Here is a 24867-nt window from a genome sequence, read left to right as displayed (position 1 = left end):
ACCATCGGATCGTGCGCCATCATCGCAAGCAGTCTGCGTTGCCGCGACGACCAGCGCATTCCCCGATATCTGCACGCTTGCGGTGCGCCGCACCGTGCCCGGAGCAGACCGGGCGGCGATCGCCATTGCTGGTGAATCTCTGCCGGTCACAAGAAGTCTCACGGACGTGGGGGCCGACGTCGAACCGAGGGGAGTGGATGGCACGGCGCGTCGGTGGGTTGGCACAAACGGGACACGGGCTATTCGAGGATCTGCGCCTCCCGCTGCGCCCGCGGCGCACCTTTGGTTCCCGCACCGCTCACCACTGCAGCCTTCCGTCCGCACCTTTGACACCGGATTGAGCTGCGCGAGGCTGGTCGAGGCCGCATCATCAATATCGGCACCTGGGGCACCACCGCCGGAGTGATGCCCCAAGTTCACCGCCTACCACGCCTCCAAGGCCGCGCTCTCGGCCTTCGGCCGCAGCCTCGGCGCCGAATGCCACGGCACCGGAATCGCGGTCACCACAATCGGATTCCCGCTGGTGCGCACTCCCATGATCAGCCCCACCGGCGACTCCGACCCCCAATCCACGCTGACTCCCGAGCAGGCCGCGCAGTGGGTACTCACCGCGATCCGCGATCGCCCGGTCGAGCTGTACCCCACCTACGCCGCCGCGCTGCGCCTGGTCTCCACCGTTTCACCGCGCCTGGCCGACGCTTTGATCCGTGCCGCCGGTATCTGAACCCCGCTCAGCCCAACGGCTTTCGAGAAAGATCGCGTCCGATGATCTCCTTCATGATCTCGGTCGTGCCCGCGTAGATCGTTTGCACGCGGGTATCGGTGTACGCGCGGCCCACCGGATACTCCGACATGTACCCGTACCCGCCGTGCAGTTGCAGACAGCGATCGACGACCCGCTTCTGCAGTTCACTGGTGTACCACTTGCCCTTTGCCGCGTCGACGGGCGTCAGCGTGCCCGCGTTGTAGGCGCGCACCGACTTGTCGACGTAGGCTTCGACGATATCCAGTTCGGTGGCCATCTCGGCGAGTTCGAAGCGCACATGCTGGTTATCGCCGATGGGTTTGCCGAATGCCGTTCGGGTGAAGCAGTATTCGCGCGTCACCTCGAAGATCGCCCGGGACAGTGCAATGGCCCCGGCGCTGATCCCGAGTCGTTCCCGGGGCAGATGGCTCATCAGATTCTGCAGTCCGCGTCCGACACCGCCGAGCACATTGGCGCTCGGCACCCGCACATTGTCGAAGAACAGTTCGGCGGTGTCCTGGCCCGGCAGTCCGATCTTCGCGAGCTTGCGACCCCGCTCGAAGCCGGGCATATCCCGCTCGACGACAAAGAGCGTGAAGGCCCCGGTACCGCCGGCCGGATCGGTGCGGGCCGCCACGATCACCACATCGGCCATGATACCGCTCGAGATGAATGTCTTCTGCCCGTGGAGGATCCAGTCCTCACCGTCCTGTCGCGCCTCGGTCCGGATCCCCTGCAGATCGCTGCCCGCCCCCGGTTCGGTCATGGCCAGCGCGCCGATGATCTCGCCGGTGGCGAAGCCCGGCAGCCAGCGCTGCTGCTGCTCCTCGGTGGTCAGATCGAGCAGATAGTGCAGCACCAGATCGTCCTGCAGCGCCAGCGTCAGCGCGAAGGACAGTGCGTGCGCACGAGAGACCTCCTCGCACACGACCATTCGATAGCGGTAGTCTAGTTCGCCTGCGCCGCCGTACTGTTCGGGAATCTGCAAGGCGTAGATCCCCGCTTTCGCGGCCGCCGTGAAGGCGGTCCGATCGATCCAGCGTTCCTCGTCCCAGCGCTCGCGGTGCGGAATCACCTCGCGAATCAGGAACTCGCGCACCGTCTGCCGATAGAGTTCGTGGTCCTCGGTGTAGAAGTCGCGGTCCATGGCTCAGAGCCGTTCGATAATGGTGACATTGGCCTGACCGCCGCCCTCGCACATGGTCTGCAACCCGTAGCGGCCGCCGGTGCGCTCGAGTTCGTGCAGCAGGGTGATCATGAGCCGGGTGCCCGACGCACCGAGCGGATGCCCGAGGGCGATGGCGCCGCCGTTCACATTGACCTTCGCCGGATCGGCCTTCAGCTCGTGCGACCACGCCAGGACCACCGAGGCGAAGGCCTCATTGATCTCGGTGAGGTCGATATCGGCCATGGTCAGACCGGTCTTGGCGAGCGCGCGCCGGGTTGCGGGAATCGGTGCGGTCAAAAGGTTCACCGGATCGGCGCCAAGTACCGACAGGTGATGGATGCGGGCGCGCGGGGTGAACCCGTGTGCCTCGACCGCCGCCTCGGACGCGATCAGCACGGCCGAGGACGCATCGGAGATCTGGCTGCAGACCGCCGCGGTGACCCGTCCGCCGGGGACCAGTGCCGGCAGCGAGGCCATCTTTTCCAGCGTGGTGTCAGGGCGCGGCCCCTCGTCCCGGGTCACCCCGTCGAATGCGGAGATCTCGCGATCGAACCGCCCCTCGTCGCGGGCCCGAACGGCGCGCGTATGACTCTCCAGAGCGAAGCGCTCCATATCCTCCCGCGAGATATCCCACTGTTCGGCAATCGTTTCCGCACTGCGGAATTGGGAGACTTCGGCAGTGCCGTAGCGTGCTGCCCACCCCTTGGACCCGGTCCACGGATCGGTCGCGCCGAAGGGCTCGCCCGCGGTGAACGAACTGAGGATCGGGTACTGAGTCATCTTCTGCACACCACCGGCGATGATCAGATCACAGGTCCCGCTCATCACGGCCTGCGCCGCGAAATGCACTGCCTGCTGCGAGGATCCGCACTGCCGATCGATGGTGACACCGGGAACGGTCTCCGGCAGCCCGGCCGCGAGCGCGGCGGTGCGCGCGATATCGCCCGCCTGTGAACCGATCGCGTCCAGGCACCCGTAGATCACATCGTCGATGGCGGCCGGATCGAAGTCGCCGCGCTCGACCAGCTCACGAATGACATGGGCGCCGAGATCGGCCGGATGGGTGTCGGTGAAGCCGCCCTTGCGGCGGCCGACCGGCGTGCGAACGGCGTCGACGATATAGGCCTCGGGCATGGATTTCCTCCGGTGATGGTGTGCGGTGGTGGAGTTCAGGGCGCGGACAGGCCGGCGCGAATGAACGACTGTGCGGTGCTGATCAGCAGATCGATGGATTGTGCTGTGGCATGCCACCATTCGGGCGCCCAGTTCAAGGCGCCGATGATCAGCATGCGGGCCGAGCGTGGATCGATATCGGTGCGGATCGAGCCGTCGGACTGACCCTCGCTGATGAGCGCGCGCCAAATGGCGTGGTACTGCGCGCTTTCCCGGCCGACCTGCGTGCGCACATCGGCGGGCAGCTGCCCGGCATTGCGGGTGACGGCGGTGGCGAAGTCGGAGAGTTCCAGCTCGACTCGCAGATGCGCGTCGACGGCGGTGCAGACCCGGTCCAGGGCCGCGGTACCGGGTGGCAGGGCATCGAGCGCCTCGGTGACGTGCCGCCGCAGCCATTGCTGCCCGACGATCATCACCTCGGCGACCAGGGCCTCCCGCGAATCGAAGTAGTAGTACACGGCGGGTGCGCGCAACTGCGCGACCTCGGCGATATCGGTGAGTCGCGCTGCCGCATAACCCTTTTCGGTCAGCACAGCCGCGGCGGCCGCCAGAATGCGGTCGCGGCTGCCATTGCCCGGATTCCTCGCCGGCCTGGCCATCGCTACGGCATCGTGTATCCGCCGCTGACCGAGAACACCTGACCGGTGACCTGGCGCGCGGCACTGCCGGAGGACACCCAGAGCACCGAATTGGCGATGTCCTCGGCGGTGGTGAGCCGGCGCAGCGGAATGTCCTTGCGCAGGAACTCGATCTGCTTCTCGTTGAAGACCGCGTCCTGGCCGACCGCCCACAGGCTGCTCGGCCCGACCGCATCGGGCCCGTCGGGGATGACCAGGCCGGGGCATACGACATTGGAGCGAATGCCGTGGCGGCCGTGCTCGCGAGCGGTGGTGCGCGCCAGGGCGATCAACCCGGCCTTGGTCGCACCGTAGATGCCCTGGCGGATCTGCCCGAAGGCGGCATCACTGGCAATGAAAACGATTGCGCCGGAGCCTGTCTCGCGCATGGCGGGAATCGCTGCCTGGGTGGCGGCAATGGCGGTGTAGAGATTGATCTCGATGGTGCGCTGCCATTTCGCGCGGTCGGTGTCCTCGGCAATGAAGCCGGGCACACTCCAGCCCGCATTGTTGACCAGCACATCGAGCCCGCCCCAGTGCTGTACCGCGCGATCGACCGCCTCCTGTGCGACGCCGTCGAGAGTGAGATCACCCGCGGTGACCTCGACGGCCGCGGCGCCCAGTTCCAGCGCCTCCGCCCGCACCTTCTCGGCCTGCGGCCCATCGATATCGCTGATCACTATGCGCGCGCCTTCGCGGGCGAAGCCGTGCACGATGCCCCGGCCGATATTGGAGCCGCCGCCGGTGACGAGCACGCGCGCGTTGTGCAGCTGAAGATCCATGCGGTCGTACCCCTTCGTTGTTGCCTGCGGCTTAATTTAATCTATATTCAATTCAATAAGCAAGGCTGGTATGTGACAGGGAGGTCCTATGACGGTGGAGCTGTCCGCGATTGCCGCGGCCGATCCGGTGGCGCGAGCCGCGGAGGTGGCCGGATTCCCGAACCTCGGGCCGGAGGATCGCTTCGGTGTCCGCCAGATCGGCCACGGTCCCGAGCGAATCGCCGTCGAGCAGCGTTTGCCCGCAGGAAGCGCGGGGGAGTTGCCGATCGGCTGGCTCGGTCCGCTCGCGGATTTTGTCACCGGGCGTGCGGTGCAATCGGCGCTCGTCCCCGATGTCGGAATTCGTACGCTGTCGCTGCATATGCAGGTCGGTGCAGGCGGATTGCGCGGTGGCCATCGCATTGTGGCCACCGGGGAGGTCGTCGAGATCGGTGCGCATTCGGTCCTGGCGAGCGGGCGGATCACCGATGAGGCGGGAACCCTGGTCGCGGAGGTGACCGGGCGATTCATTATCGTTCCCGGTTCCGTGCAGCCGGTTGTCGGCGCCGGATCGGAACTGACTGTGCCCGAGACGGATTCGCTCGCCGTGCGGTTGGGTGCGGAGCCCGCCGCCGGCGGCCCGGGGGAAACCCGATTCGTGCTGCGGCCCGCGGGGTGGATGGCCAACCCGTACGGCATTCTGCACGGCGGTATTCCGGTCGCCTTGGCCGGACTCGCGCTGGCGGAGGCCGCGGGCGCGGCGGCCGGTCCGGTGCGGACGCTCGGAGTGGATATCACCTTCCATCGCCCCGGTCTGCTCGGCAATGTGCCGGTGACGGCGGATGCCGTCGTCGAACGCGCCGGACAGCGGATCGTGGCCGCGAACGCGACTGTCTACCAGGGCAGTTCACAACAGCCGATTGCCAGAGCGGCATGCACGATGCTGCGAACAGGAGTGTGAGCCATGGGTGTCGTAGCCGAGGGCGGACCGCTCGAGACCATCGAATACACCGTGGCCGACGGCATCGCCACCATCTGCCTGAACCGTCCGGCGGCGCGCAATGCGATGGACCTGCAGCTCGCCGAAGAGCTGCTGATCGTCGCCCGGCGCTGCGCCGCCGACCGCGATATTCGCGCGGTCCTGATCAAGGGCAATGGACCGGCGCTGACCGTCGGCGGCGATATTCGCTACTTCACCGAATGCGCGCAGCCCTATGGAGATCTGTTCCGGCGCATGACCGGTCCGCTCCACGAGGCCTTCCGCATTCTGAGCAGGCTGGACCCGCCGATTGTCACCGCCGCCCACGGTTCGGTGGCCGGTGGTGGACTCGGCCTGGTGTATATCGCCGACTTCGTGCTCGCGGCCGAGCGCACCAAGTTCGCCACCGGGTACGCCGCGATCGGGATCTCCGGTGACGGCGGTGGAACCTGGTTCCTGCCGCGTCTGGTCGGTCCGCGCCGCGCCGCCGAAATGTATTTGCTGAACAAGGTTCTCGATGCGCGCGAGGCCGTTGAATGGGGGCTCATCACGGAGGTGGTACCACACGATGAACTCACGCATCGCGCCGAAGACCTGGCTCGTGAACTTGCCGCCGGGCCGACGAAGGCCTTCGGTCAAATGCGCGCGTTGCTACGGGCGTCCTGGGACAACACCCTCTCCGAACAGCTCGTCGAAGAGTCCGAAGCGCTTGCCGCAACCGGCAATTCGGCCGACGCCACGCACGCGATCGAATCCTTCGCGGCCAAGCGCAGCCCCACATTCGAGGGCCGCTGAGCGGCACCGTTTCGAGCGACCTGCAAGCAGTCGCTAGCGGCCCGGGCTGAGCCCATTGCGGACGATATCCTGCGCGGTCCGCACCACGGTATCGAGCGATCCGCGCTCGGGCGTCCACCATTCGGCCGCCCAATTCAGCGCGCCGAGAACGAGCATGCGGGCAATGACCGGATCGAGCCCGGACCGCAATTCGCCGGCGGCCACGGCGTCATCGAACAGGGCGCGCCACATCTTGCCGTACTTGGCCTCCTCCTCCAGCTGCCGCACCCGAATCTTCTCGGGAACCTGACCGGCATTGCGAATGGAAGCCGTGGTGTAGTCCGAGATCTCGAGCTCGTGCCGCATATGCGCCTCGACCGCGACCAGAATGCGGTCGATGGGCCGGACCTCGGCGGGCACCTCGGCCAGTACGCCGCCCACGTGGACATTCATATCGGCGATGCCCGCCCACATGACCTCCTCGACCAGATCGTCCTTGGAGGGGAAGTAGTAGTAGATCGCCGGAGCCTGCAGCTCGGCGATCTCCGCCACCTCCGACAGCCGGGTGCCGGCATATCCCTTGCGGCTCAGCACGTATGCGGCCGCGTCGAGAATGCGCTTCCGGGTGCGCACCGCCTTCGACTCGGCACCGGTCTCGATGCTGTCGTCGGTCGGTGCTGAAGCTGATTTCCTGGCCACGGGACGACTATAGGGCCAGGTCGGGCCCTGCTCGGACAGCGCGCCCCCCGGGCGTCCGGTGATGTGTCGTTGACCACTCACATCTTCTAATCTATATTAGATTCAAATTCAGGCAGGAGTGATGACGTGCAGGTTTTCGCCAACATCCAAGAGTTCGCCGCCGCCGAGGGGACATGTCTCGGGACCACCGAATGGCTCGACATCGATCAGGACCGCATCAACAGGTTCGCCGATGCGACGGGGGATCACCAGTGGATCCACACCGATCCGGCACAGGCCGCGGATGGACCGTTCAAGTCGACCATCGCGCACGGATTGCTGACGCTCTCGCTGCTGCCGGTGCTCAATCACGAGCTCTATCGGATCGAAAACCTCACGATGGCAGTCAATTACGGCTTCGACAAGGTGCGCTTCATCGCTCCGGTGCCGGTGGGCTCCCGGGTGCGCGGCACCACCACGATCGAATCGGTGACCGAGGTGCCCGGCGGTATCCAGGCGAAGTTCAGCACCACCATCGAGATCGAGGGCGCGGCCAAGCCCGCGTGTGTCGCCGAATCGATCGCCCGGTTCCTCGCATGACGGGCCTGCTCAGCGGGAAGACGGCCGTGGTGACCGGCGCGGCGGGTGGCATCGGACTCGCTGTCGCACAGCTGTTCCACGAGCACGGTGCGGCGGTGGTGCTGGCCGATATCCATGAGGCCGGTGCGCGATCCGCCGCCGAACTGGTCGGGGCTCGGGCCATCGGCGTGGGCTGCGATGTGACCGACGAGGATTCGGTCCAGCGCCTGGTGGATGAGGCCGTGCGCTGGTCGGGTCGCCTGGATGCCTTCGTGAACAATGCCGGGGTCACCCGCGACGCCTCGCTGCGGAAGATGACCGTGGCCGACTTCGATACCGTCATCGCCGTCCACCTGCGCGGCACCTGGCTGGGTGTGCGCGCTGCGTCGGCGGTCATGCGCGACGCCGGTGGCGGCTCGATCATCAATATGTCTTCGCTGTCCGGAAAGTCGGGCAATCCGGGGCAGACCAACTACAGCGCCGCCAAGGCCGGCATTGTCGGCATGACCAAGGCGAGCGCAAAAGAATTGGCGCACAAGGGGGTCCGGGTCAATGCGATCCAGCCCGGCCTGATTCGCACCGCCATGACCGAGGCCATGCAGCCCGAGATCTTCGCCGAGCGCGAGGCCGCGATTCCGATGAAGCGCGCCGGTGAGCCCCGCGAAGTCGCCGGCGCCGCACTGTATCTCGCCTCCGATCTGTCCAGCTATACGACCGGCGCGGTGCTCGAGGTGGGCGGGGGTCGATTGATGTGAGCGATATTGTGCTGACCGAGGTATCGGACGGGGTCGCCACCATTACCCTCAATCGGCCCGAGCAGATGAATGCCATCTCGGTCGAATTGGGTGCGCGACTGCATGCCGAGCTGCTGACGCTGGCCGCTGCCGGCGATGTGATCGTGATTCGTGGTAGCGGCGGAAACTTCTGTGTCGGTGGCGATTTCTGGGAACTAGAGCAATTGCGGGCGCAGGGCCGGGCAGCCATGGCGCCGCTGTTCACCAACTTCCGCGCGGCGTGCGATGCCATTGCCACTCTGCCCGTACCGGTGGTGTGTGCGGTCGAGGGTTACGCCATGGCAGGCGGATTCGAGCTCATGCAAGCCGCCGATATCGTCCTGATCCACGAGACCGCGGTGGTCGCGGATACCCATTCGCGCTTCGGCCAGATACCCGGTGGTGGCGGCAGTCAGCGCCTGCCCCGGCTGGTCGGCCGCCAGCGCGCGCTGGCGCACATCCTCACCGGTGACCGCCTCTCGGCCGATGAGGTGATGGCCTGGGGCCTGGCCTATCGCAAGCTGGCGGCCGCCGAATTCGATACCGCAGTCACAGCATTCGCCCGGCGGCTGGCCTCCAAGGATCGTGCGGCACTGGCGAAGATCAAGCATCTGGTCGGCACAGGTCTGAGCCTGCCGCTCACCGAAGGTCTCGATCTCGAATTCGACGCAGTGCTCGACCATCTTTCGGGTGCGACGGCAGGAGCCGGAATCGCCTCGTTCACCACGGATCGCGGGAGCAAATAATGCCCGAGCGGGTGCAAATAATCTCCGATCTGGTTCGGCTGGATATCGACGCCGACGGCATCGCCCGGTTGCTGCTCAACAGTCCGGAAACCTCCAACGGTATGGATGTGCCGTTCCTGCAGGCGCTGCATGCGGCGATTCTGCGGGTGCACGGTGAGCCCCGGGTGCGCGCGGTGGTGCTCTCCGGTGCGGGGCGGAACTTCTGTGCCGGCGGCAATATCAAGGTCTTTGCCTCCAAAGGTGAGCAGCTGCCGGATTATCTGCGCGAGGCCACGGCCTGGTTGCAGATCGCGGTGGCCGCACTCACACAACTCAATCCCCCGGTCATCGCCGCTGTCCACGGATTCGCCGCCGGAGGTGGGGGATTCGGGCTGGTCTGCGCCTCGGACTTCGTGATCGCCGCGGATTCCGCGAAATTCATGTCCGGAGCTGTGCGCGTCGGGATGGCTCCGGATGCGGGTGTTTCGGTGACGCTGACCCAGCTGGTCGGCCTGCGTCGCGCCCTGCACATCCTGCTCACCAATCCCGTGCTCGATGCCGCGGAGGCGCTCGATATCGGACTGCTGACAAAGGTCGTACCAGCAGCGGAACTCGAGCAGGAAGCGCTGGCCTACGCCCGGCAATTCCTCGGCACCGCACCGAAAGCGATCGGTGCGACGAAGCGACTCGTCTGGGGTGGCCTCGGTGCGACGCTCGCCGATCGCCTGCCGGAGGAAGCACGCACCGTCTCTGAGCTGTCCGGCACCGCGGATTCCCGCGAAGGGCTCGCCGCCGTGATCGAACGGCGTGAACCGAAGTTCCGGGGCGAATGACTTTGTCCGACAATATGACTGAGCACACTGCCGAATCGCCGGTCTTGACCGAGGACGTCGGCGCGGTCCGCATCATCACGCTGAACCGCCCGCACCGGCGCAATGCCATCGATATTCCACTTCGTCACGCTCTCGCCGATCGGCTCGAAGAGGCAACGGCTGATGCGACCGTCCGTGCGATCGTATTGACCGGTGCGGGCTCGGCATTCTGTGCGGGCGGCGATATTTCGACCATGCGCCGGATGGACGAGTCCGAAGCCCGCCCGCGTGCGCAGGCCGCGCAGCGGGTGGTCCGTGCGATCTGGCAGGGCGGCACACCGGTGATCGCGGCCGTCGAAGGGTCCGCGTTCGGCGCCGGGGTCTCACTGGCCCTGGCCTGCGATCGAGTGATCGCCGCCGAGGACGCGATATTCAGCACCGCTTTCACCGGCGTCGGATTGGCCGGGGATATGGGCATTTTCGCCTCGCTCCCGGCCCGGGTCGGACCTGCGAAGGCCCGGCAGCTGATGCTGTTGCCGACCCGGCTGTCCGGTGCCGAGGCCGCGACGCTCGGCCTGTCCGATGTGGTTGTTCCCTCCGGAACCGCACTGGAATGCGCACTCGCCGACGCCGAACGCATCGCTGCCGCACCACCATTGGCGATCGCCGCGTTGAAATCGCTACTGGCCCGCTGGCCCGGCGACCCGCTCGCGGTGCTGGAGCACGAGGTCGACGCCCAGGTGCGGCTGTTCGACACCGAAGATTTCGCCGAGGGAGTCTCGGCGTTCCATGAGAAGCGAATCCCCGCGTTTCGCGGGAAGTAGATGGAAGCCCGCCTATGACCTCTGTGGCAGAACGCAACCTCATCGAATCGTATTGGGCGCGTGACGATAGCGTGCCGCTGTCCGATCACACCGTCGGCTCCCTGCTCGCCGACCGGGCCGCGCATCACGGCGATACCATCGCCCTGGTCGGCACCCCGCACGATACGACGGAACCGCGCCGATTCACCTATTCCGAGTTGTACGACGAGGCGCTGCGCGTCGCGGCCGCGCTCACGACCATGACCGACCCCGGTGACTTCGTGGCCCTGTGGGCGCCCAATGTCGCGGAATGGCCGGTCATCGAATTCGGCGCGGCTCTGTCGGGGCGCGTGCTCGTCGCGATCAATCCGGCCTTCCGGCAGGGCGAACTCGCCTACGCGCTGCGTCATTCCGGCGCGAAGGTACTGATCCACGCCGAAGGGAGCAAGGGCTACGACATGGCGGGTGTCGCGAAGGCGGCCGTCGCCGAGGTGCCTGGCGTGGAGCAGCTGATCAGTCTGTCCGAGCGCGAGCGGTGGCAGTCCCCGCACCTTGCCGGTGCCGAATTCGGGCGTTGGGCAAGTGATCCGGACGCACCGGTGATGCTGCAGTACACCTCGGGCACCACCGGAAATCCGAAAGGTGTGCTGCTGCGCCATCGTTCGCTGGTCAATGTCGCTAGAATGACCATGGAGGCGGCCGAGATCGCCGAGGGATCGGTCTTCGTCAATCCACTGCCGATGTTCCACACCGCCGCCTGCGTGATCGGCACGCTGGGTCCGGTCTGGAGGGCGGGGACCACGCTGCTGGTCGAAACATTCACCCCGGCAGCGGTATTGGAGTGGTCACGGCAGGAGCGGGCCGAGGTGCTCTTCTTCGTTCCGACGGTGCTCGCCGCGCTGTTGGAGACGGTGCGCGGAAATGAGGACACCGCACCGCAATTCGCGAGCATTGTCGGTGGCGCCGCCAATGTCCCGCGCGTATTGATCGAGGGCGCGGCGCGGGTGTTCGGCGCCGCGGTGCACAATCTGTTCGGTCAGACCGAGCTCGCGCCAGTCCTGACATTGACGCGCAAGTCGGATTCCATCGAGGACCAGTTGGCGACCGTCGGGCGTCCGATCGGCCAGGTGGAGGCCAAGATTGCGGGCAGCGACGGCACCGGAGTCGCGCCGCTGGGCGCGGAGGGCGAGATCTGTGCGCGCGGCTATCAGCAGATGATCGAGTACTTCCGGGACCCGGATGCCACCGCCGCGATCGTCGACGCCGAGGGCTGGCTGCATACGGGAGATCTGGGATCGATGGACAGCCGGGGCTTCGTCACGGTGACCGGACGGCTCAAGGACATGATCATCAGCGGTGGTGAGAACATCGCGCCGGCCGAGGTGGAATCACGACTGGTAGAACATGACGCGGTGCAGCAGGCCGCCGTGGTCGGCGTGCCGCACGACAGATGGGGTGAGACCCCCGCCGCGGTGCTGGTGGTGCGCGGGAAGCAACCCGACGATCTGGTCGATTCGGTGAAGGCGCATCTGAGTGCGCGGCTCGCGCCGTTCAAGACACCGCGCCGCTGGTTCGTCACCACCGAACTGCCGACAACACCGTCGGGCAAGATCCAGAAATTCAAGCTGCGCGAGGCCATTCTCGCCGCATCCGTCGACGAGATCGGGTGAGCGGCATGGACAGTCTCGACGCTCGACGGCAACAGCTGATCGAACGGTTTCCCGAGTGGCAGCCGTCATCGCTGGGGGATTGGCTCGGCACGTGTGCGGCTCAGTACAGTGACCGCCCGCTTGTCATTACCGACGACCGCACCCTCACCTACCGCGAAACCGCGGAATGGGCTGCCCGCCTGGCCGATGGCCTGGTCGCGCTCGGGGTGCGGCCGGGCGAGCACGTGGGTGTGTTGATGGCCAACTATCCGGAGTTCGTTCCGGTGAAGTTCGCCATCGCACTGGCCGGTGCGGTAGCCATCCCGATGAACTTCCTCTATCGCACCGAGGAATTGGCGTATGTACTCGCGCAGTCGCAGGCCCGGGTATTGATCACCATGACCGGATTCGCCACACTCGATTACCCAGGCATGCTCGATACCATCGCACCCGGCTGGGAAACCGGTGTGACCGAGCAATTGCCGTTGCTGCGCACGGTGATCCAGGTCCCGGCGAACGGCAATATCCGGGCCGGGGTGCGCACGCTGTCGGACCTCGAATCACTCGGTATCGGGAATGCCAGTGCTGCTCAGGGTATTTCGGTGGACCCGACCGGAGTGGGCGATATTCTCTATACCTCCGGTACCACCGGATCGCCGAAGGGCGTCCTGATCACCCATGACGCGGTCCTGCGCACCGGCTACGCCTCGGCGCTGACGCGGGCATTCGGTGATGGGCGGCGAATCCTGTTCTCGCTACCCTGCTATCACATGTTCGGCTATGTCGAAGGCCTGATCGCGGCGATGATGGTCGGCGGTGCGGTGATCATGCAGGCCGCGTTCGATCCGGTGCGGTATCTGGCCGGTATCGAGGCACATCGGGCCGACGACATCCTCTGCGTGCCGACCATGACCGTCGCGATTCTGGAGCATCCGGACCGGCACGCCTACGATCTGTCCTCGCTGTCGGCGGTGCTGTCCGGCGCTGCCCCGGCCCCGGTGTGGCTGTGGGAGCGCGTGCGCGATGAATTGGGCGCGACCGAGATCGTCACCGGTTACGGCATGACCGAATGCGGGGGCGCCATGACGCTGACCCGGCCCGAGGATTCCTTCGAACTCACCGCGACCACCGTGGGCACACCGAAATCGGCTGGGGCAGCTGGACTCTCCGACGGCATGCTGGTGTGGTACCGCACCGTCGATCCGGCGACCGGTGAGGTATTGCCCGAGGGCGCAGAGGGCGAACTGGTGTCACACGGCCCGACGAGCATGCTGGGATTCTGGGACAAGCCGGAGGAGACCGCCCGCGGCCTGCGCGACGGCTGGGTGTTCTCGGGAGATCTGGGCCGGGTCCGCCCGGACGGTTATCTCGAGATCACCGGCCGCAGCAAGGAGCTCTACAAGAGCGGCGGCGAACTGGTGATGCCCAAGGAGATCGAGGAACTGCTCACCGCGCACCCAGAGATCAGTCAGGCCTACGCCGTCGGCATTCCCGATGACCGCTGGGGCGAGGCTGGATGTGCCTGTGTGGTGCGCGCACCGGAAAGCCTTATCGACACCGATGCCGTGATCGCCCTGTGCAAGGCGCGACTGGCTCGATTCAAAGTACCGAAACATGTTGTGTTCCTGGAGGCTTCGGAACTGCCGACCACGCCTACCGGCAAGGTTCAGAAGTACAAGCTGGTGGCACAGCTCAAACAGCGATTGGAGCAACTATGACGGTCGGAACATTCACGGCCCCACGGGTCGACTACTCCGCGCTCATCGAACCCGAGCGCGTGCACGGCTCGCTGTACACCGACCCGGCAGTCTTCGCCGATGAGCTGGAACGGATCTGGTACGGCGGCTGGGTCTTCGTCGGGCACACCAGCGAGGTGCCGCAGCCGAACGACTACGTGCGCAAGAACATCGGCCCGCAGGACATCATCATGACCCGCGACCGCACCGGCGAGGTGCACCTGCTGGTGAACCGCTGCGCGCACCGCGGCAATCTGGTCTGTGATGCGCCGAGCGGTAATTCCAGCTCGTTCCGCTGCCCGTATCACGGGTGGACCTACCGCAATTCCGGTGAGCTGCTGGGCGTTCCGTTCAACAAGGGTTACGGCGGCAAGGGCGCGCTGGATCTCAAACTTGGTGCGCTGCCGAAAGTCGAGTCCTATCACGGGTTCGTCTTCGGCAGTTTCAATGCCGATGTACCGCCACTCGCCGAGCACCTCGGGGCGGCGGCCGGTGAACTCGACCGGCTGGCGCGACTCTCACCCGTTGGCAAGGTGTCCCTGGATGCCGGCTGGCTCGGACACCGCACCCACGCGAACTGGAAACTGCTGGCGGAGAACGAAACCGACGGCTACCACCCGCAATTCGTGCACAGCTCGATCTTCTCGGTGACCGGCTCCACCATCGGGCCGCTCTACAGCGACAATTCCAGCGCGGTGACCCGGGCCTTCGGCAACGGGCACAGTGAGAACGACCTGCGCCCCGAGTTCCGCAAGTTCGCCGAGCCCATGCGCTGGTTCGGGACCACCGAATCCCGGGTGCCGGACTATGTGGCCACGATGCGCGAAAAGCACGGCGACGCCGCCGAAGAGATCCTCATCGAGGGCGCGCCGCACGTCATGATCTTCCCGAACCTGTTTGTCGCCGAGATCCAGGTCTTCAATATCCAGCCGATCTCCGAGCGCGAATGCGTCCAGTTCTCCACCGCCGTACAGCTCGACGGCGCACCGGAGTTGAACAAGCGCATGCTGTCGCAGTCGATCGGATCGGTCGGTCCGGCGGGCATGCTGCTGGCCGATGACACCGAAATGTACGAGCGCAATCAGCGCGGCGTCGAACAGTTGCTGCCCGAATGGCTGGACGTCCGCCGCGGCGTGCGGCGAGAGTCCGAGGACGAGAACGGATTCCGCATCGGCGGCGCCACCGACGAGACCGCGATGCGGGCGTTCTGGCAGCACTACAAATCCCTCATGGAGAAGTGATGACCACCATGGAATCCGAGCCCGCTCTCGACTCCTCGGCCCTGATCGATCTTCGTGAGATCGAGCAATTCCTGTACCGCGAAGCGCGTTTCGCCGACGAGCATCAGTACGACGCGTGGGAAGCGCTGTGGACCGACGATGCGCTGTACTGGGTGCCGGTGGCCGGTTCCCTCGCCGATCCGGAACGGACTGTATCGGTGATGTACGACAACCGTCGCCGGATCAGCACTCGCCTGGCCCAGCTGCGTACCGGCAAGCGGTATGCCCAGTCGCCGCCGTCGAATCTGCGCCGGACCATTTCCAATGTCGAATTGCTCGGCAGTGTGGACGGTGATATCGGTGTCGGCGCGAATTTTGTGCTGCTGGAGTCGAAACCGCGTGGAGTGGTGACCTGGGCGGGCCGGTATCTGTATCGGCTGCGCCTGGTGGATGGTGAGATCAAGCTGGTCGGCAAGACCGTGCTGCTGGTGAACAATGCCGAGGCGCTGCCCACTCTCGGATTCCTGATCTGAGATGAATGGGGTGATCAGCAGCGAATTCGCCGGTGTCCGTGTCGATATCGACCACGAGGGCAATGGTCCGCGGCTGCGGCTGACGGATCTGAAGTCGGGGCGGGTGCGGTATCTGGATGCTCTCGAACTCGAGACGATCGTCTGGCTGCCGGACGGACGGCTGGAGCAGTTGCTCGACCCATCCGCCGATCGCTGGCGTGAGGATCAGCGGTGACGGTGGCGGACCTCGACTTTCGCGATATCGTGCGCGCGGGCGACTTCGTGGTGTGGGGTCAGGCCTGCGCGGAGCCGGTGCCGCTCACCGAACGGCTGCTGGCCCAGCGCGCCGAGTTCGGCGGAATCACCTGTTTTCTCGGAATTCCGGTGGCCGATACGGTGACCCCCGAACACGCGGACCATATTCGGTTCGTGGGGTACTGCGGGTCCGGCGGCAATCGCGCGCTGGCCGCCGCCGGGGTGCTCGATATTTATCCGGGCCACTATTCGACATTGCCCGCATACGTCTCGCGGGCGAATGTGGTGCTGGTCCAGTGCGCACCGCCGGATGCCCGAGGGCGCTACAGCCTCTCGCTGGCGGATGACTATCTCACCGCTGCAATAGATTCCGCGCGTGTGGTGGTGGCCGAGGTGAATGATCAGGCCCCGGCGACATCGGGTTCCCGGTATCTCACCGCGCGCGATATCGATATCGAGGTCCGGACCTCGCGACCGGTGGTGCGGAGCCTGTCCACTCCGGCATCACCCGAAGTGACGGCGATCGGCGAGCGCATTGCCGCAGTGGTCCCCGACGGAGCCACCCTGCAATTCGGCATCGGCTCGGTGCCGGAAGCCGTGCTGGGGGCGCTCGGCGAGCACAATGACCTCGGCATCCACTCCGGGATACTCACCGACGCCGTTGTCGACCTGATCGACAAGGGTGTGGTCACCAATGACCGCAAGACCGCCGATCGCGGTGTGTCCGTGGCCGCACTGCTGCTCGGTTCGCCACGGCTGTTCGACCACGCGCACCACAATCCGGCCGTCTCGCTGCGGCCGATCGAGTACACGCACGATCCCGCACGGCTTGCCGCACAACATCGTTTCGTGGCGATAAATTCGGCCATCGAGGTAGATCTCACCGGGCAGGTCAATGCCGAGGTCGCGGGCGGACGCTATGTGGGAGCCGTCGGCGGCGGAGCCGAATTCCTGCGTGGTGCGGCACGATCGGCGGGCGGGGTCCCGATTGTCGCTCTCCCCGCGACGGCGGGCGCGCGGACGCGCATTGTCGGCCGGCTGTCCGGCCCGGTGAGCACCGCGCGCAGCGATGCCGGCGTTGTCGTCACCGAATACGGGGTCGCCGATCTGCGCGGGACCACACTGTCCGAGCGCCGGGAACGGCTGCTGGCGATCGCCCACCCCGACCATCGAGAAGCCCTGCGGGCGAAGGAGTTTCCATGCTGAGCCGGTTCGAGGATTCGAGGTCGGCGCGATGAGGCGGGCGGCAATCGTGAATCCGCTGCGCACACCCGTCGGGACCTTCGGCGGCGCGCTGCGGCCGATGCCCGCCGAGGAGCTGGCGGCCCTGATCATCAAGGCGGTGCTGGCACGCTCGGGCATCGATCCCGCGCGCATCGACGATGTCTCGTTCGCGCAGTCGTACACCAACTCCGAGGCCCCCTGCATCGGCCGCTGGGCGGGGTTGGCGGCCGGGCTCCCCATCGAAGTTCCGGGCTTCCAGGTCGACCGCCGCTGCGGTGGTGGCCTACAGGCCGTGATCACCGCGGCGATGATGGTGCAGACCGGCGCAGCCGATGTGGTGCTGGCCGGGGGCGTCGAGAGTATGAGCAATATCGAGTACTACACCCAGGACATGCGGTGGGGCTCGCGCGCGGGCAATGTCGCGTTCTACGACCGGCTGGAACGGGGACGGGAACGCTCCCAGCCCGAGGATCGGTTCGGGAGGATCAGCGGGATGATCGAGACCGCCGAGAATCTGGCGTCCCGATACAGCATCAGCCGGTCGGCGGCCGACGAGTTCGCCGCGCGCAGCCATCAGCGAGCCGCTGCGGCTTGGGCGGCAAAGAAGTTCGACGATGAGGTGGTGCCGGTATCGGTGCCGCAACGCAAGGGTGAACCCCTGGAATTCACCCGAGACGAGGGCGTGCGCGCCGACTCGACGGCGGCCACCCTGGCTCGGCTGCGCACCGTCATGCCGGAGGGCACAGTGACAGCGGGCAATTCGAGTCAGCAGAACGATGCGGCCGCGGCCTGTCTGGTGGTCGCCGAGGATAAGCTCGACGAGCTGGGGCTGGAACCGCTCGGCTATCTGGTCGGCTGGGCGGCGGCCGGCTGCGAGCCCGCCGAGATGGGAATCGGCCCGGTTCCCGCCGTGGCCAAGCTCTTTCAGCGCACCGGGCACACCTTCGACGACATGGACCTGGTGGAGGTCAACGAGGCCTTTGCCGTTCAGGTGCTCGCCGTCATGAAGGGCTGGGGCTTCGATGACATCGACCGCCTGAATGTGAACGGTTCGGGTATCTCGCTCGGACATCCCATCGGCGCGACCGGTGTCCGCATTCTGACCACCATGCTGCACGAATTGCGCAGGAGCGGTGGGCGATACGCATTGGAGTCCATGTGCGTCGGCGGTGGCCAGGGCATGGCCGCACTGTTCGAGGCGCCGTGATGAGTTACGGGATCACCGCTTACGGCACGTATCTGCCCGCGCATCGGGTATCGCACGCCGATATCGGGGCGACACTGGGAACCAACGCGGGCAAGGGTTCTCGTGTGGTGGCGTCCTTTGACGAGGACAGCACCACGATGGGTGTGGCGGCTGCCGCAAGCGCGCTGCCCGCGGGGACCGGCGCGGTTGCGCTCTACTTCGCGACCACCACACCGGCGTACGCGGACAAGACCAATGCCACGGCAATTCATGCCGCACTGGACCTTCCGGAGTCCTGCTTCGTCGTCGATCTGGCCGGCTCGGCCCGCAGCGGGGTGGCCGCACTGCGGGCCGCTGCCGCCTCGGGCGGGCTCGCGGTGCTCGCCGATGTGCGGGTCGGGCGCCCCGGCTCCGCCGATGAACGCGGCGGTGGTGACGGCGCCGCCGCGTTCCTGTTCGGACCGGACCCGATCGCCGAGATCATCGCCGAATCCAGCATGACCGCGGAGTTCCTGGACCGCTGGCGTGATCCGCTGGCGCAGACCGGAATCCAGTGGGAAGAGCGCTTCGGCGTCGAGCAGTATCAGCCGCTGATCGGCCGGGCAGTGTCGGCTGTGCTGGCGGAAGCCGGTATCACCGAGGCCGACCACGTCGTGCTGGTGTCACCGAACCTCGCGGTGGCCAAGCGTGCCGCCTTCGCGCTGCCGGGCAAGCTCAGCACCGCGAACTCTCCGATCGGTCACGCGGGCGCCGCGGATATCGGTGTAGCACTGGCGGCGACCCTGGATATCGCCGAACCCGGCGAGACGGTGCTGCTGGTCTCGGCCGCTGATGGCTGTGATGCGTGGGTGTTGCGTGTCACCGATCGAATATCCGAAGGCAGGCAGCGGATTTCGGTGGCGGATCAGCTCGCTGCCGGTACGCCCGTGCCGTACCCGACCTATCTCGTCTGGCGGGGCATTCTCGATCGCGAACAACCGCGCCGCCCGGAACCCGGCCGGGTCGCCGCACCACCGTCGGCTCGCGCGGTTCGCTGGAAGTACTCCCTCACCGGCAGTCGCTGCGCCGCATGCGATCTGGTGCAGCTGCCACCTGCCCGAATCTGTAAGCGGTGCGGTGCGATCGACGAGCTGACCGCCGTATCCATGGCGTATCGCCAGGCGACGGTCGCCACCTTCACCGTGGACCGTCTCGCCTATTCTCCGGCCCCACCGGTTGTCGAAGCCGTCGTCGATTTCGAGGACGGCGGCCGCTGCACCCTGGAGATCGCCGACGGCGGCGCGGACCGGCTTGCGGTCGGCGCACGCGTGGAGACGGTGTTCCGGCGGCTGCACAGTGCCGGGGGAGTGCACAACTACTTCTGGAAAGCGCGAGTGATGTGAGCAGCAACGGGATTCGGGACAAGGTCGCCATTGTCGGCATGGGCTGCACCCGATTCGGCGAACGCTGGGAGAGTTCGGCGGACGATCTGCTCGTCGATGTCATGGCCGACTGCTTCGACGGCAACCCGAGACTGGACCGCCGGGGGATCGACGCCTACTGGCTCGGCACCCTGGCCACCGGCCAGAGCGGACTCACCGTCAGCAAGTCACTCGGACTGACCAACATTCCGGTCACTCGCGTCGAAAACTACTGCGCCAGCGGCTCGGAAGCCTTCCGCAATGCCTGCTACGCGGTCGCTTCCGGCGCCTACGATCGCGTGGTCGCCATCGGCGTCGAAAAGCTCAAGGACTCTGGGTTTTCCGGTCTGCTGCGCGGTGATCCGCCCAGCGATGGAACCGCCGCAGAACTGTCCTTGACCGCTCCGGCCGCCTTCTCTCTCCTGGACCCCGCCTACTGCGCGAAGTACGGCGTCGATCCTGCCGCCATGCGCGAGGCGATGACCCATGTCGCGTGGAAGAACCACCACAACGGTGCGCGAAATCCCAAGGCCCAGTTCCGTTCCGAGGTCTCCAAGGAGAAGATCGCGCGCGCCCCGCTGGTCGCCGGACGTCTGGGAGTGTTCGACTGCTCGGGCGTCTCCGACGGCGCGGCCTGCGCGGTCATCGTGCGTGCCGAGGATGCCCTCGACTACACCGACACTCCGCTCTACGTGAAGGGCCTGTCCCTCACCGCGGGGGCGGGACTCGGCGCGGTCGATCCGGAGTACGACTACACCACCTTCCCCGAGGTGGTCGCCTCCGCCTCGGACGCGTACGCCCAGGCCGGTATTGCCGATCCGCGCACCGAACTGTCCTTCGCCGAGGTGCACGACTGCTTCACCCCGACCGAGCTGATCCTGATGGAAGACCTCGGCTTCACAGACCCGGGCCGAGCCTGGAAAGACAGCCTCGCAGGCGATTTCGACCTGACCGGCCGCCTCCCCGTCAATCCCGACGGTGGCCTCAAATCCTTCGGCCACCCCGTGGGCGCCAGCGGCCTGCGCATGCTCTACGAATGCTGGCTGCAATTCCAGGGCGCCGCCGGAGAGCGTCAACTCGCCGATCCACGACTTGCCCTGACCCACAACCTCGGTGGCCGCCCCGGCGCCTGCGTCTCCTTCGTCTCGGTCGTCGGCTCGGAACTCGGCTGACGCCCTGCGCAAACACTGAACCGCGGACAACAGCGATGTCAGCCCTTTGCTGCTGACACAAAGGCTCTCTCGGGAACGTGGACGTGCTGGGTGAGGAACAGGGCTGCGCGGTCCAGTGCGTGGTCGGCCTCGTCGAGGACGCCGGCGAAGGACTGGAACACATGGGGTACATCGGCCGTGATGTCCAGGATGACGTCGACTCCGGCAGCACTCGCCCGCGCGGCCAGGCGCGTCGAGTCGTCCAGCAGGATTTCATTGGTGCCGACCTGGATCAGCATCGGGGGAAAGCCGGTCAGATCGGCCAGGACTGCCGGGCTGAGCAGGGGCTGATGCGGATCTGCGCCTGCGCGGTACATGCTTCCGGTGTATTCCATGCTTGCACTGCTGAGCAGCGGGTCGAGCTCTGCCTTGGTGTCCATGCTCGCGCCCGTCCGGGTGGCGTCGAGGCCCGGCGAGAATGCCACGATCGCGGCGGGCATCGGGAGACCGGCGTCGCGGGCGGCGAGACAGGTGGTGACGGTGAGCCCACCGCCGGCGGACTCACCGGCGAACGCGATCGTGGCAGGGTCCTGCCCTTCGTCGAGGAGGGCGCGGTAGGCGGCGAGTGCGTCGTCGATCGCGGCCGGGAACGGGTGCTCGGGGGCCAGCCGATAGTCCAGTGAGAACGCCCCGAAACCGGTCTTGGCCACGAGATTTCCCGTCAGCGACAGCGCCGCCCGCGGGGAGCCGAACACCCAGCCGCCGCCGTGCAAATACAGGATCGTCGCACTGCGCGCGCCGCCGCGCGGCTCGACGTGCAGGGCGGGCCGGTCGCCGAGCGTCGTCTGCGTGGTGCGCAGGCCGTCCGGGACGATCATCTCGGCCATCTGCGCCTCGAATTCGGCGCGGATCACCTCGACCGGCCGGGCCCCCTCGGGCCGGGGCTGCCGCAGCATCGCGTCGATCTTCGCGCGCTGTTCCTTGCTCATATCTTCACTCCTACCGCAAGTGCCTTCCATGGAACTATATTCTGTGGCATGTAATGTAGAATACATGCCGTGGCATCTAAATCAAGCGGTGAGACCGTCGACCTCATGGGGTTCTTCTCCGACCTGGTCCGCTGCGAGACGCGTCTGTACAACGCCCTCAACGACGCTCTCCGCGAGCGGCACGGGATCGTCACCTCGCAATATGAATTCCTGCGCTACCTGCGCGACCACCCCGCAGCCCGCGTCGCGGACGTCGCCGTGGAATTCGCCATCGGCATCGGGGCGACCAGCAAGGGCATCGACCGTCTGGAACGGCAGGGATGGGTTGTCCGGCAGCCGAACCCGTCGGACCGCCGCTCATCCCTGCTGGCCCTGACCGCCGACGGCCTGCACCTGGTGGACGCAGCGGAAGCGACCTTCACCGCCCGCCTGGCCGAATTGCTCGCAGGCACCCTCGAGGCATCCCCGCTGGCGGCCGCCGCACAAGCCCTCTCGACATTGCGTTCCGGCCTGGAACGCGACCAGATCGGCACGCCGACAGGCTGAGACGTTTTCCCAGCGCGTGTAAACGTGCCGACTTCGCTGTCTGCCCTAGACGCGGCGGACGCGGGCCAGCCAGGCGGCGACGTCGACCCGGCCGTTGTGCTGTTCCAGGTGGGCTGCCGCCTCGGCAACCGAATCTGTGACGCGACCGCGGTATCGCGCCGGGTGCAGATCCTCCAGTTCCCAGCCCTCCGTGAAGGATTCGCGAATCACCGAATCGCTGATGCGGGGACCGAAGCCGGGCTCGCTGTCCGACAGTGCCAGTACGTGCAGCAAGCCGCCGGGGCGGCATACGGCGTGCAGGCTGCGGACGTACTCGGCCCGGGCATCGGGGTCGGTTCCGAAGATGTGGAAGAGGGCGCTGTCGAGGATGGTGTCGAATTCGGGCGCGCCGTCGTCGGCGAGAGTCGGCGCCTCGCTCAGGTGCAATGCGTCCGCGACATCGAAACGAGCCTGTGGCACACCCTGTTCCGCGGCATTGCGGCGCGCCCACTCCACCGCGCTCGGCGCCAGATCGACGCCCCGCACGTCATATCCCAAGCGCGTCAACAAGATCGTGTGCTCCCCGGCGCCCGTGCCCGGATCGAGCACCCGCCCCCGTATCCACCCCGCCCGCTCCAACTCGACGACCGCGGGCTGCGGCTCGCCGATCACCCACGGTGCGACGCCACTGTCGTAGACGGAATCCCAGAACTCAGCAGGCCTAGTCATACCTCTACTGTGTCCCCTCAACCATGGTTGAGGTCAACCCCGCCGCCGCCGGAAATGCTTTTCGCCGCAGGCGTGTGGCGATAGAATTTCAGCATTCGATTTCACGGCTACGGCGGAATGGGTAGGCGAGACGGACGCCCTCCGTGAATGCTGTTCGGCGTCACAGCTTCTTGGCGGCGTGGACAATGATGCTGAATGTAGACGTCGGTAGCGCTTTCATCGCGGGGTAGCGGGGGTCTTCGCGTTTCCACTGCAATTGGCGGCGATCCGGGCCGGGACACTGGACCTCTACGCCGAAGCCCCCGCCATGCTGGACAAGGCCGGGTTCGCCGCCGCGGTGCAGGTCGCCGAACTGATTAGCACCCTATTGCATTCGGCCACAACGGATCTGCGGCCGGTCTCGCCCGAGCAACACCGCGCCGATACGATCGACGTCTTCACACACGCCATCAATGACAGCTATCGGCTGGGGTCGTGGTGGGAGCCGGCGCAGTCGACCCGGGAGATTCATCAGGCCACGGGGCTGATCGCCGCACAATTGGGCGCCGATATCACCACCGCCTATGCGCGACTGGTCGGCTACGCGCTGGCCGCGGGGCCTGCCGATCGCGCAGATCAGCGCCGAGGTGGTGGTCCACCGCGTACTCTTCCACCCCGACGACGGCATTGAACCCGATCCCGGCCCCTCTTGAAAGTGTTGCGTTACAGGACGATGACCCAAGCAACGCCGTTTCGCCCTCTCAGCTCCTACATCTGAACCGGGGTTACTGCGGACTCGGTCGAATTCGGCTCAGGGGTGGTGTGGTGCGAACTGGATGTCCGCGACGGCATTGTGGGCGTCGCCGGTGGCGCACGCGGTGAGGGATGCGGAGTCGGGTCCGGTCATATTGCCGGACAACAGCAGTTGATTGCACAGGAATACCGGGTGCTGGAGGCGGTAAGTCAGGGATTGGATTCGGCGGTGCGGCTTGTGTTTTCGGACCAGTTCCAGGAGTAGCAGGATCAGGAGTGGGCCGTGTACGACGAGGGCGGGGTAGCCCTCGGTTTCGCGGGCGTAGGGCTCGTCGTAGTGGATGCGGTGGGCGTTGGCTGTCAGGGCGCTGAAGCGGAACAGGAGGGTGGGGGAGAGATCGGGCTCGGATTGCCAAGGGGCCGTGGAGGGTTGCGGGGCGGGGGTGGTGGTGGGGAAACGGCGGCGTGTGCCGGGGCCGCTGCGGTAGACCAGGTCCTGTTCTTCGGTCAGGCGTGGGGTGCCTGCCTGGGTGTAGTCCGTGCGGATTGTCACGAAGGCGAGTTCGCCGGACTTTCCTTGTTTGACAGTGACTTTCGATACCCGTGAGATGCGTTCGGCCGGTTGTCCGATGTCCAGTGGTTGGGTGATTTGCAGGCGTCCGCCCGCGAACATGCGCCGCCGGTCCGGAATCGGCGGCAGGAAGCCGCGATTCGACGGGTGTCCGTCCGCGCCGAGTTCGCGCTGTGCGGGCCAGTCGAGGAAGTGGAACCAATGCCACAGCGGGGGGAGTGGAGTCGGCGCTGCGGGGAGGTCGAGGAGTGCGGCGAAGCGCGCGGACTCTCGCGCGGACATGTCGTCGTGCTCGACGACGGGGTCCGGCTGCCAGTGCGCGAGATAGCTCTTCAGTCCGCTCATGATTCCTCGATCCTCTCCTACCTTGACCCTGCGGTTTTGTTTAATCTATATTAAAT

26 protein-coding genes and 1 pseudogene are annotated in these 24867 nt (G+C 66.3%); 19 read left to right on the top strand and 8 right to left on the bottom strand.

The window, feature by feature from the left end:
• Positions 1-348: 348 nt before the first annotated feature.
• Positions 349-724, top strand: a pseudogene (locus OG716_RS17760) (SDR family NAD(P)-dependent oxidoreductase); the annotation flags it as partial.
• 7 nt (positions 725-731) lie between these two features.
• Here the strand turns inward: OG716_RS17760 and OG716_RS17755 are convergent.
• The 4 genes from OG716_RS17755 to OG716_RS17740 are packed head-to-tail and all read right to left on the bottom strand — an operon-like array spanning position 732 to position 4485.
• Positions 732-1892 (bottom strand): acyl-CoA dehydrogenase family protein, encoded by a 1161-nt coding sequence (locus OG716_RS17755; RefSeq protein ID WP_405138675.1) that lies wholly within the window; start codon positions 1890-1892, stop codon positions 732-734.
• A gap of 3 nt (positions 1893-1895) precedes the next feature.
• A complete protein-coding gene (locus tag OG716_RS17750; RefSeq protein WP_405138674.1) occupies positions 1896-3047 on the bottom strand; it encodes an acetyl-CoA C-acetyltransferase in 1152 nt (383 codons plus the stop codon).
• A gap of 35 nt (positions 3048-3082) precedes the next feature.
• Positions 3083-3685, bottom strand: coding sequence for a TetR/AcrR family transcriptional regulator (locus tag OG716_RS17745; RefSeq protein WP_405138673.1), 603 nt, complete (start codon positions 3683-3685; stop codon positions 3083-3085).
• A 2-nt stretch (positions 3686-3687) separates the two neighbouring features.
• Positions 3688-4485 (bottom strand): SDR family NAD(P)-dependent oxidoreductase, encoded by a 798-nt coding sequence (locus OG716_RS17740; protein WP_405138672.1) that lies wholly within the window; start codon positions 4483-4485, stop codon positions 3688-3690.
• Between the two features lie 88 nt (positions 4486-4573).
• Here OG716_RS17740 and OG716_RS17735 point away from each other — a divergent pair, with 88 nt between their 5' ends.
• Positions 4574-5425 carry a PaaI family thioesterase gene (locus OG716_RS17735; protein ID WP_405138671.1) on the top strand — a complete coding sequence of 284 codons (852 nt, stop codon included), beginning with the start codon at positions 4574-4576 and terminating at the stop codon, positions 5423-5425.
• A 3-nt stretch (positions 5426-5428) separates the two neighbouring features.
• Positions 5429-6238, top strand: a complete 810-nt coding sequence (locus tag OG716_RS17730) for an enoyl-CoA hydratase/isomerase family protein (RefSeq protein ID WP_405138670.1) — start codon at positions 5429-5431, stop codon at positions 6236-6238.
• Positions 6239-6271: 33 nt separating this feature from the next.
• On the opposite strand, the gene OG716_RS17725 is transcribed toward OG716_RS17730, so the two are convergent.
• A complete protein-coding gene (locus OG716_RS17725) occupies positions 6272-6916 on the bottom strand; it encodes a TetR/AcrR family transcriptional regulator (protein ID WP_405138669.1) in 645 nt (214 codons plus the stop codon).
• A 126-nt stretch (positions 6917-7042) separates the two neighbouring features.
• Here OG716_RS17725 and OG716_RS17720 point away from each other — a divergent pair, with 126 nt between their 5' ends.
• The 14 genes from OG716_RS17720 to OG716_RS17655 are packed head-to-tail and all read left to right on the top strand — an operon-like array spanning position 7043 to position 20941.
• Positions 7043-7495, top strand: coding sequence for a MaoC family dehydratase (locus OG716_RS17720; protein WP_405138668.1), 453 nt, complete (start codon positions 7043-7045; stop codon positions 7493-7495).
• Positions 7492-8229: a 3-oxoacyl-ACP reductase FabG gene (gene fabG / locus OG716_RS17715; RefSeq protein WP_405138667.1), complete on the top strand. Its 738-nt coding sequence runs from the start codon at positions 7492-7494 to the stop codon at positions 8227-8229. The genes OG716_RS17720 and fabG overlap by 4 nt, the downstream gene beginning before the upstream one ends.
• Complete coding sequence (locus OG716_RS17710; RefSeq protein ID WP_405138666.1) at positions 8226-8993, top strand: enoyl-CoA hydratase/isomerase family protein; 768 nt, start codon at positions 8226-8228, stop codon at positions 8991-8993. Before fabG ends, OG716_RS17710 begins: the two co-directional genes overlap by 4 nt.
• Positions 8993-9805 (top strand): enoyl-CoA hydratase/isomerase family protein, encoded by an 813-nt coding sequence (locus tag OG716_RS17705; RefSeq protein WP_405138665.1) that lies wholly within the window; start codon positions 8993-8995, stop codon positions 9803-9805. The genes OG716_RS17710 and OG716_RS17705 overlap by 1 nt, the downstream gene beginning before the upstream one ends.
• Positions 9806-9819: 14 nt before the next feature.
• Positions 9820-10608: an enoyl-CoA hydratase/isomerase family protein gene (locus tag OG716_RS17700; RefSeq protein WP_405138664.1), complete on the top strand. Its 789-nt coding sequence runs from the start codon at positions 9820-9822 to the stop codon at positions 10606-10608.
• 14 nt (positions 10609-10622) lie between these two features.
• Positions 10623-12257, top strand: a complete 1635-nt coding sequence (locus OG716_RS17695; RefSeq protein WP_405138663.1) for a class I adenylate-forming enzyme family protein — start codon at positions 10623-10625, stop codon at positions 12255-12257.
• Between the two features lie 5 nt (positions 12258-12262).
• The gene (locus tag OG716_RS17690) at positions 12263-13954 is read left to right on the top strand and encodes an AMP-binding protein (RefSeq protein WP_405138662.1); all 1692 of its coding nucleotides are present in this window, start codon (positions 12263-12265) and stop codon (positions 13952-13954) included.
• A complete protein-coding gene (locus OG716_RS17685; RefSeq protein ID WP_405138661.1) occupies positions 13951-15213 on the top strand; it encodes a Rieske 2Fe-2S domain-containing protein in 1263 nt (420 codons plus the stop codon). Before OG716_RS17690 ends, OG716_RS17685 begins: the two co-directional genes overlap by 4 nt.
• A complete protein-coding gene (locus OG716_RS17680; protein ID WP_405138660.1) occupies positions 15213-15725 on the top strand; it encodes an aromatic-ring-hydroxylating dioxygenase subunit beta in 513 nt (170 codons plus the stop codon). The genes OG716_RS17685 and OG716_RS17680 overlap by 1 nt, the downstream gene beginning before the upstream one ends.
• A 1-nt stretch (position 15726) precedes the next feature.
• On the top strand, positions 15727-15939 hold the full coding sequence (locus tag OG716_RS17675; RefSeq protein WP_405138659.1) for a hypothetical protein: 213 nt from the start codon (positions 15727-15729) through the stop codon (positions 15937-15939).
• Complete coding sequence (locus tag OG716_RS17670; protein WP_405138658.1) at positions 15936-17165, top strand: acetyl-CoA hydrolase/transferase family protein; 1230 nt, start codon at positions 15936-15938, stop codon at positions 17163-17165. The genes OG716_RS17675 and OG716_RS17670 overlap by 4 nt, the downstream gene beginning before the upstream one ends.
• 28 nt (positions 17166-17193) lie before the next feature.
• Positions 17194-18390, top strand: a complete 1197-nt coding sequence (locus tag OG716_RS17665) for an acetyl-CoA C-acetyltransferase (protein ID WP_405138657.1) — start codon at positions 17194-17196, stop codon at positions 18388-18390.
• The gene (locus OG716_RS17660; RefSeq protein ID WP_405138656.1) at positions 18390-19751 is read left to right on the top strand and encodes an OB-fold domain-containing protein; all 1362 of its coding nucleotides are present in this window, start codon (positions 18390-18392) and stop codon (positions 19749-19751) included. Before OG716_RS17665 ends, OG716_RS17660 begins: the two co-directional genes overlap by 1 nt.
• Positions 19748-20941 (top strand): acetyl-CoA acetyltransferase, encoded by a 1194-nt coding sequence (locus OG716_RS17655; RefSeq protein ID WP_405138655.1) that lies wholly within the window; start codon positions 19748-19750, stop codon positions 20939-20941. The genes OG716_RS17660 and OG716_RS17655 overlap by 4 nt, the downstream gene beginning before the upstream one ends.
• Before the next feature lie 38 nt (positions 20942-20979).
• Here the strand turns inward: OG716_RS17655 and OG716_RS17650 are convergent, their stop codons facing one another.
• Positions 20980-21909, bottom strand: a complete 930-nt coding sequence (locus OG716_RS17650) for an alpha/beta hydrolase (RefSeq protein WP_405138654.1) — start codon at positions 21907-21909, stop codon at positions 20980-20982.
• 69 nt (positions 21910-21978) lie between these two features.
• Here OG716_RS17650 and OG716_RS17645 point away from each other — a divergent pair, with 69 nt between their 5' ends.
• Positions 21979-22455, top strand: coding sequence for a MarR family winged helix-turn-helix transcriptional regulator (locus tag OG716_RS17645; RefSeq protein WP_405138653.1), 477 nt, complete (start codon positions 21979-21981; stop codon positions 22453-22455).
• 45 nt (positions 22456-22500) lie between these two features.
• Here OG716_RS17645 and OG716_RS17640 read toward each other — a convergent pair whose 3' ends face one another.
• Entirely contained in the window at positions 22501-23163 is a 663-nt protein-coding gene (locus OG716_RS17640; RefSeq protein WP_405138652.1) for a class I SAM-dependent methyltransferase, read from the bottom strand.
• 256 nt (positions 23164-23419) lie between these two features.
• Between OG716_RS17640 and OG716_RS17635 the strand changes: the two genes are divergently transcribed.
• Positions 23420-23833 carry a hypothetical protein gene (locus tag OG716_RS17635; protein WP_405138651.1) on the top strand — a complete coding sequence of 138 codons (414 nt, stop codon included), beginning with the start codon at positions 23420-23422 and terminating at the stop codon, positions 23831-23833.
• Between the two features lie 120 nt (positions 23834-23953).
• On the opposite strand, the gene OG716_RS17630 is transcribed toward OG716_RS17635, so the two are convergent.
• The gene (locus OG716_RS17630) at positions 23954-24811 is read right to left on the bottom strand and encodes a hypothetical protein (RefSeq protein WP_405138650.1); all 858 of its coding nucleotides are present in this window, start codon (positions 24809-24811) and stop codon (positions 23954-23956) included.
• Positions 24812-24867 lie beyond the last annotated feature (56 nt).

Origin of the sequence: Nocardia sp. NBC_01388 (assembly GCF_045040085.1) — a bacterium.
Lineage (GTDB): Bacteria > Actinomycetota > Actinomycetes > Mycobacteriales > Mycobacteriaceae > Nocardia.
The sequence above is the reverse complement of the archived record's forward strand: the minus strand, read 5'-3'. Positions and strand labels throughout refer to the sequence as shown.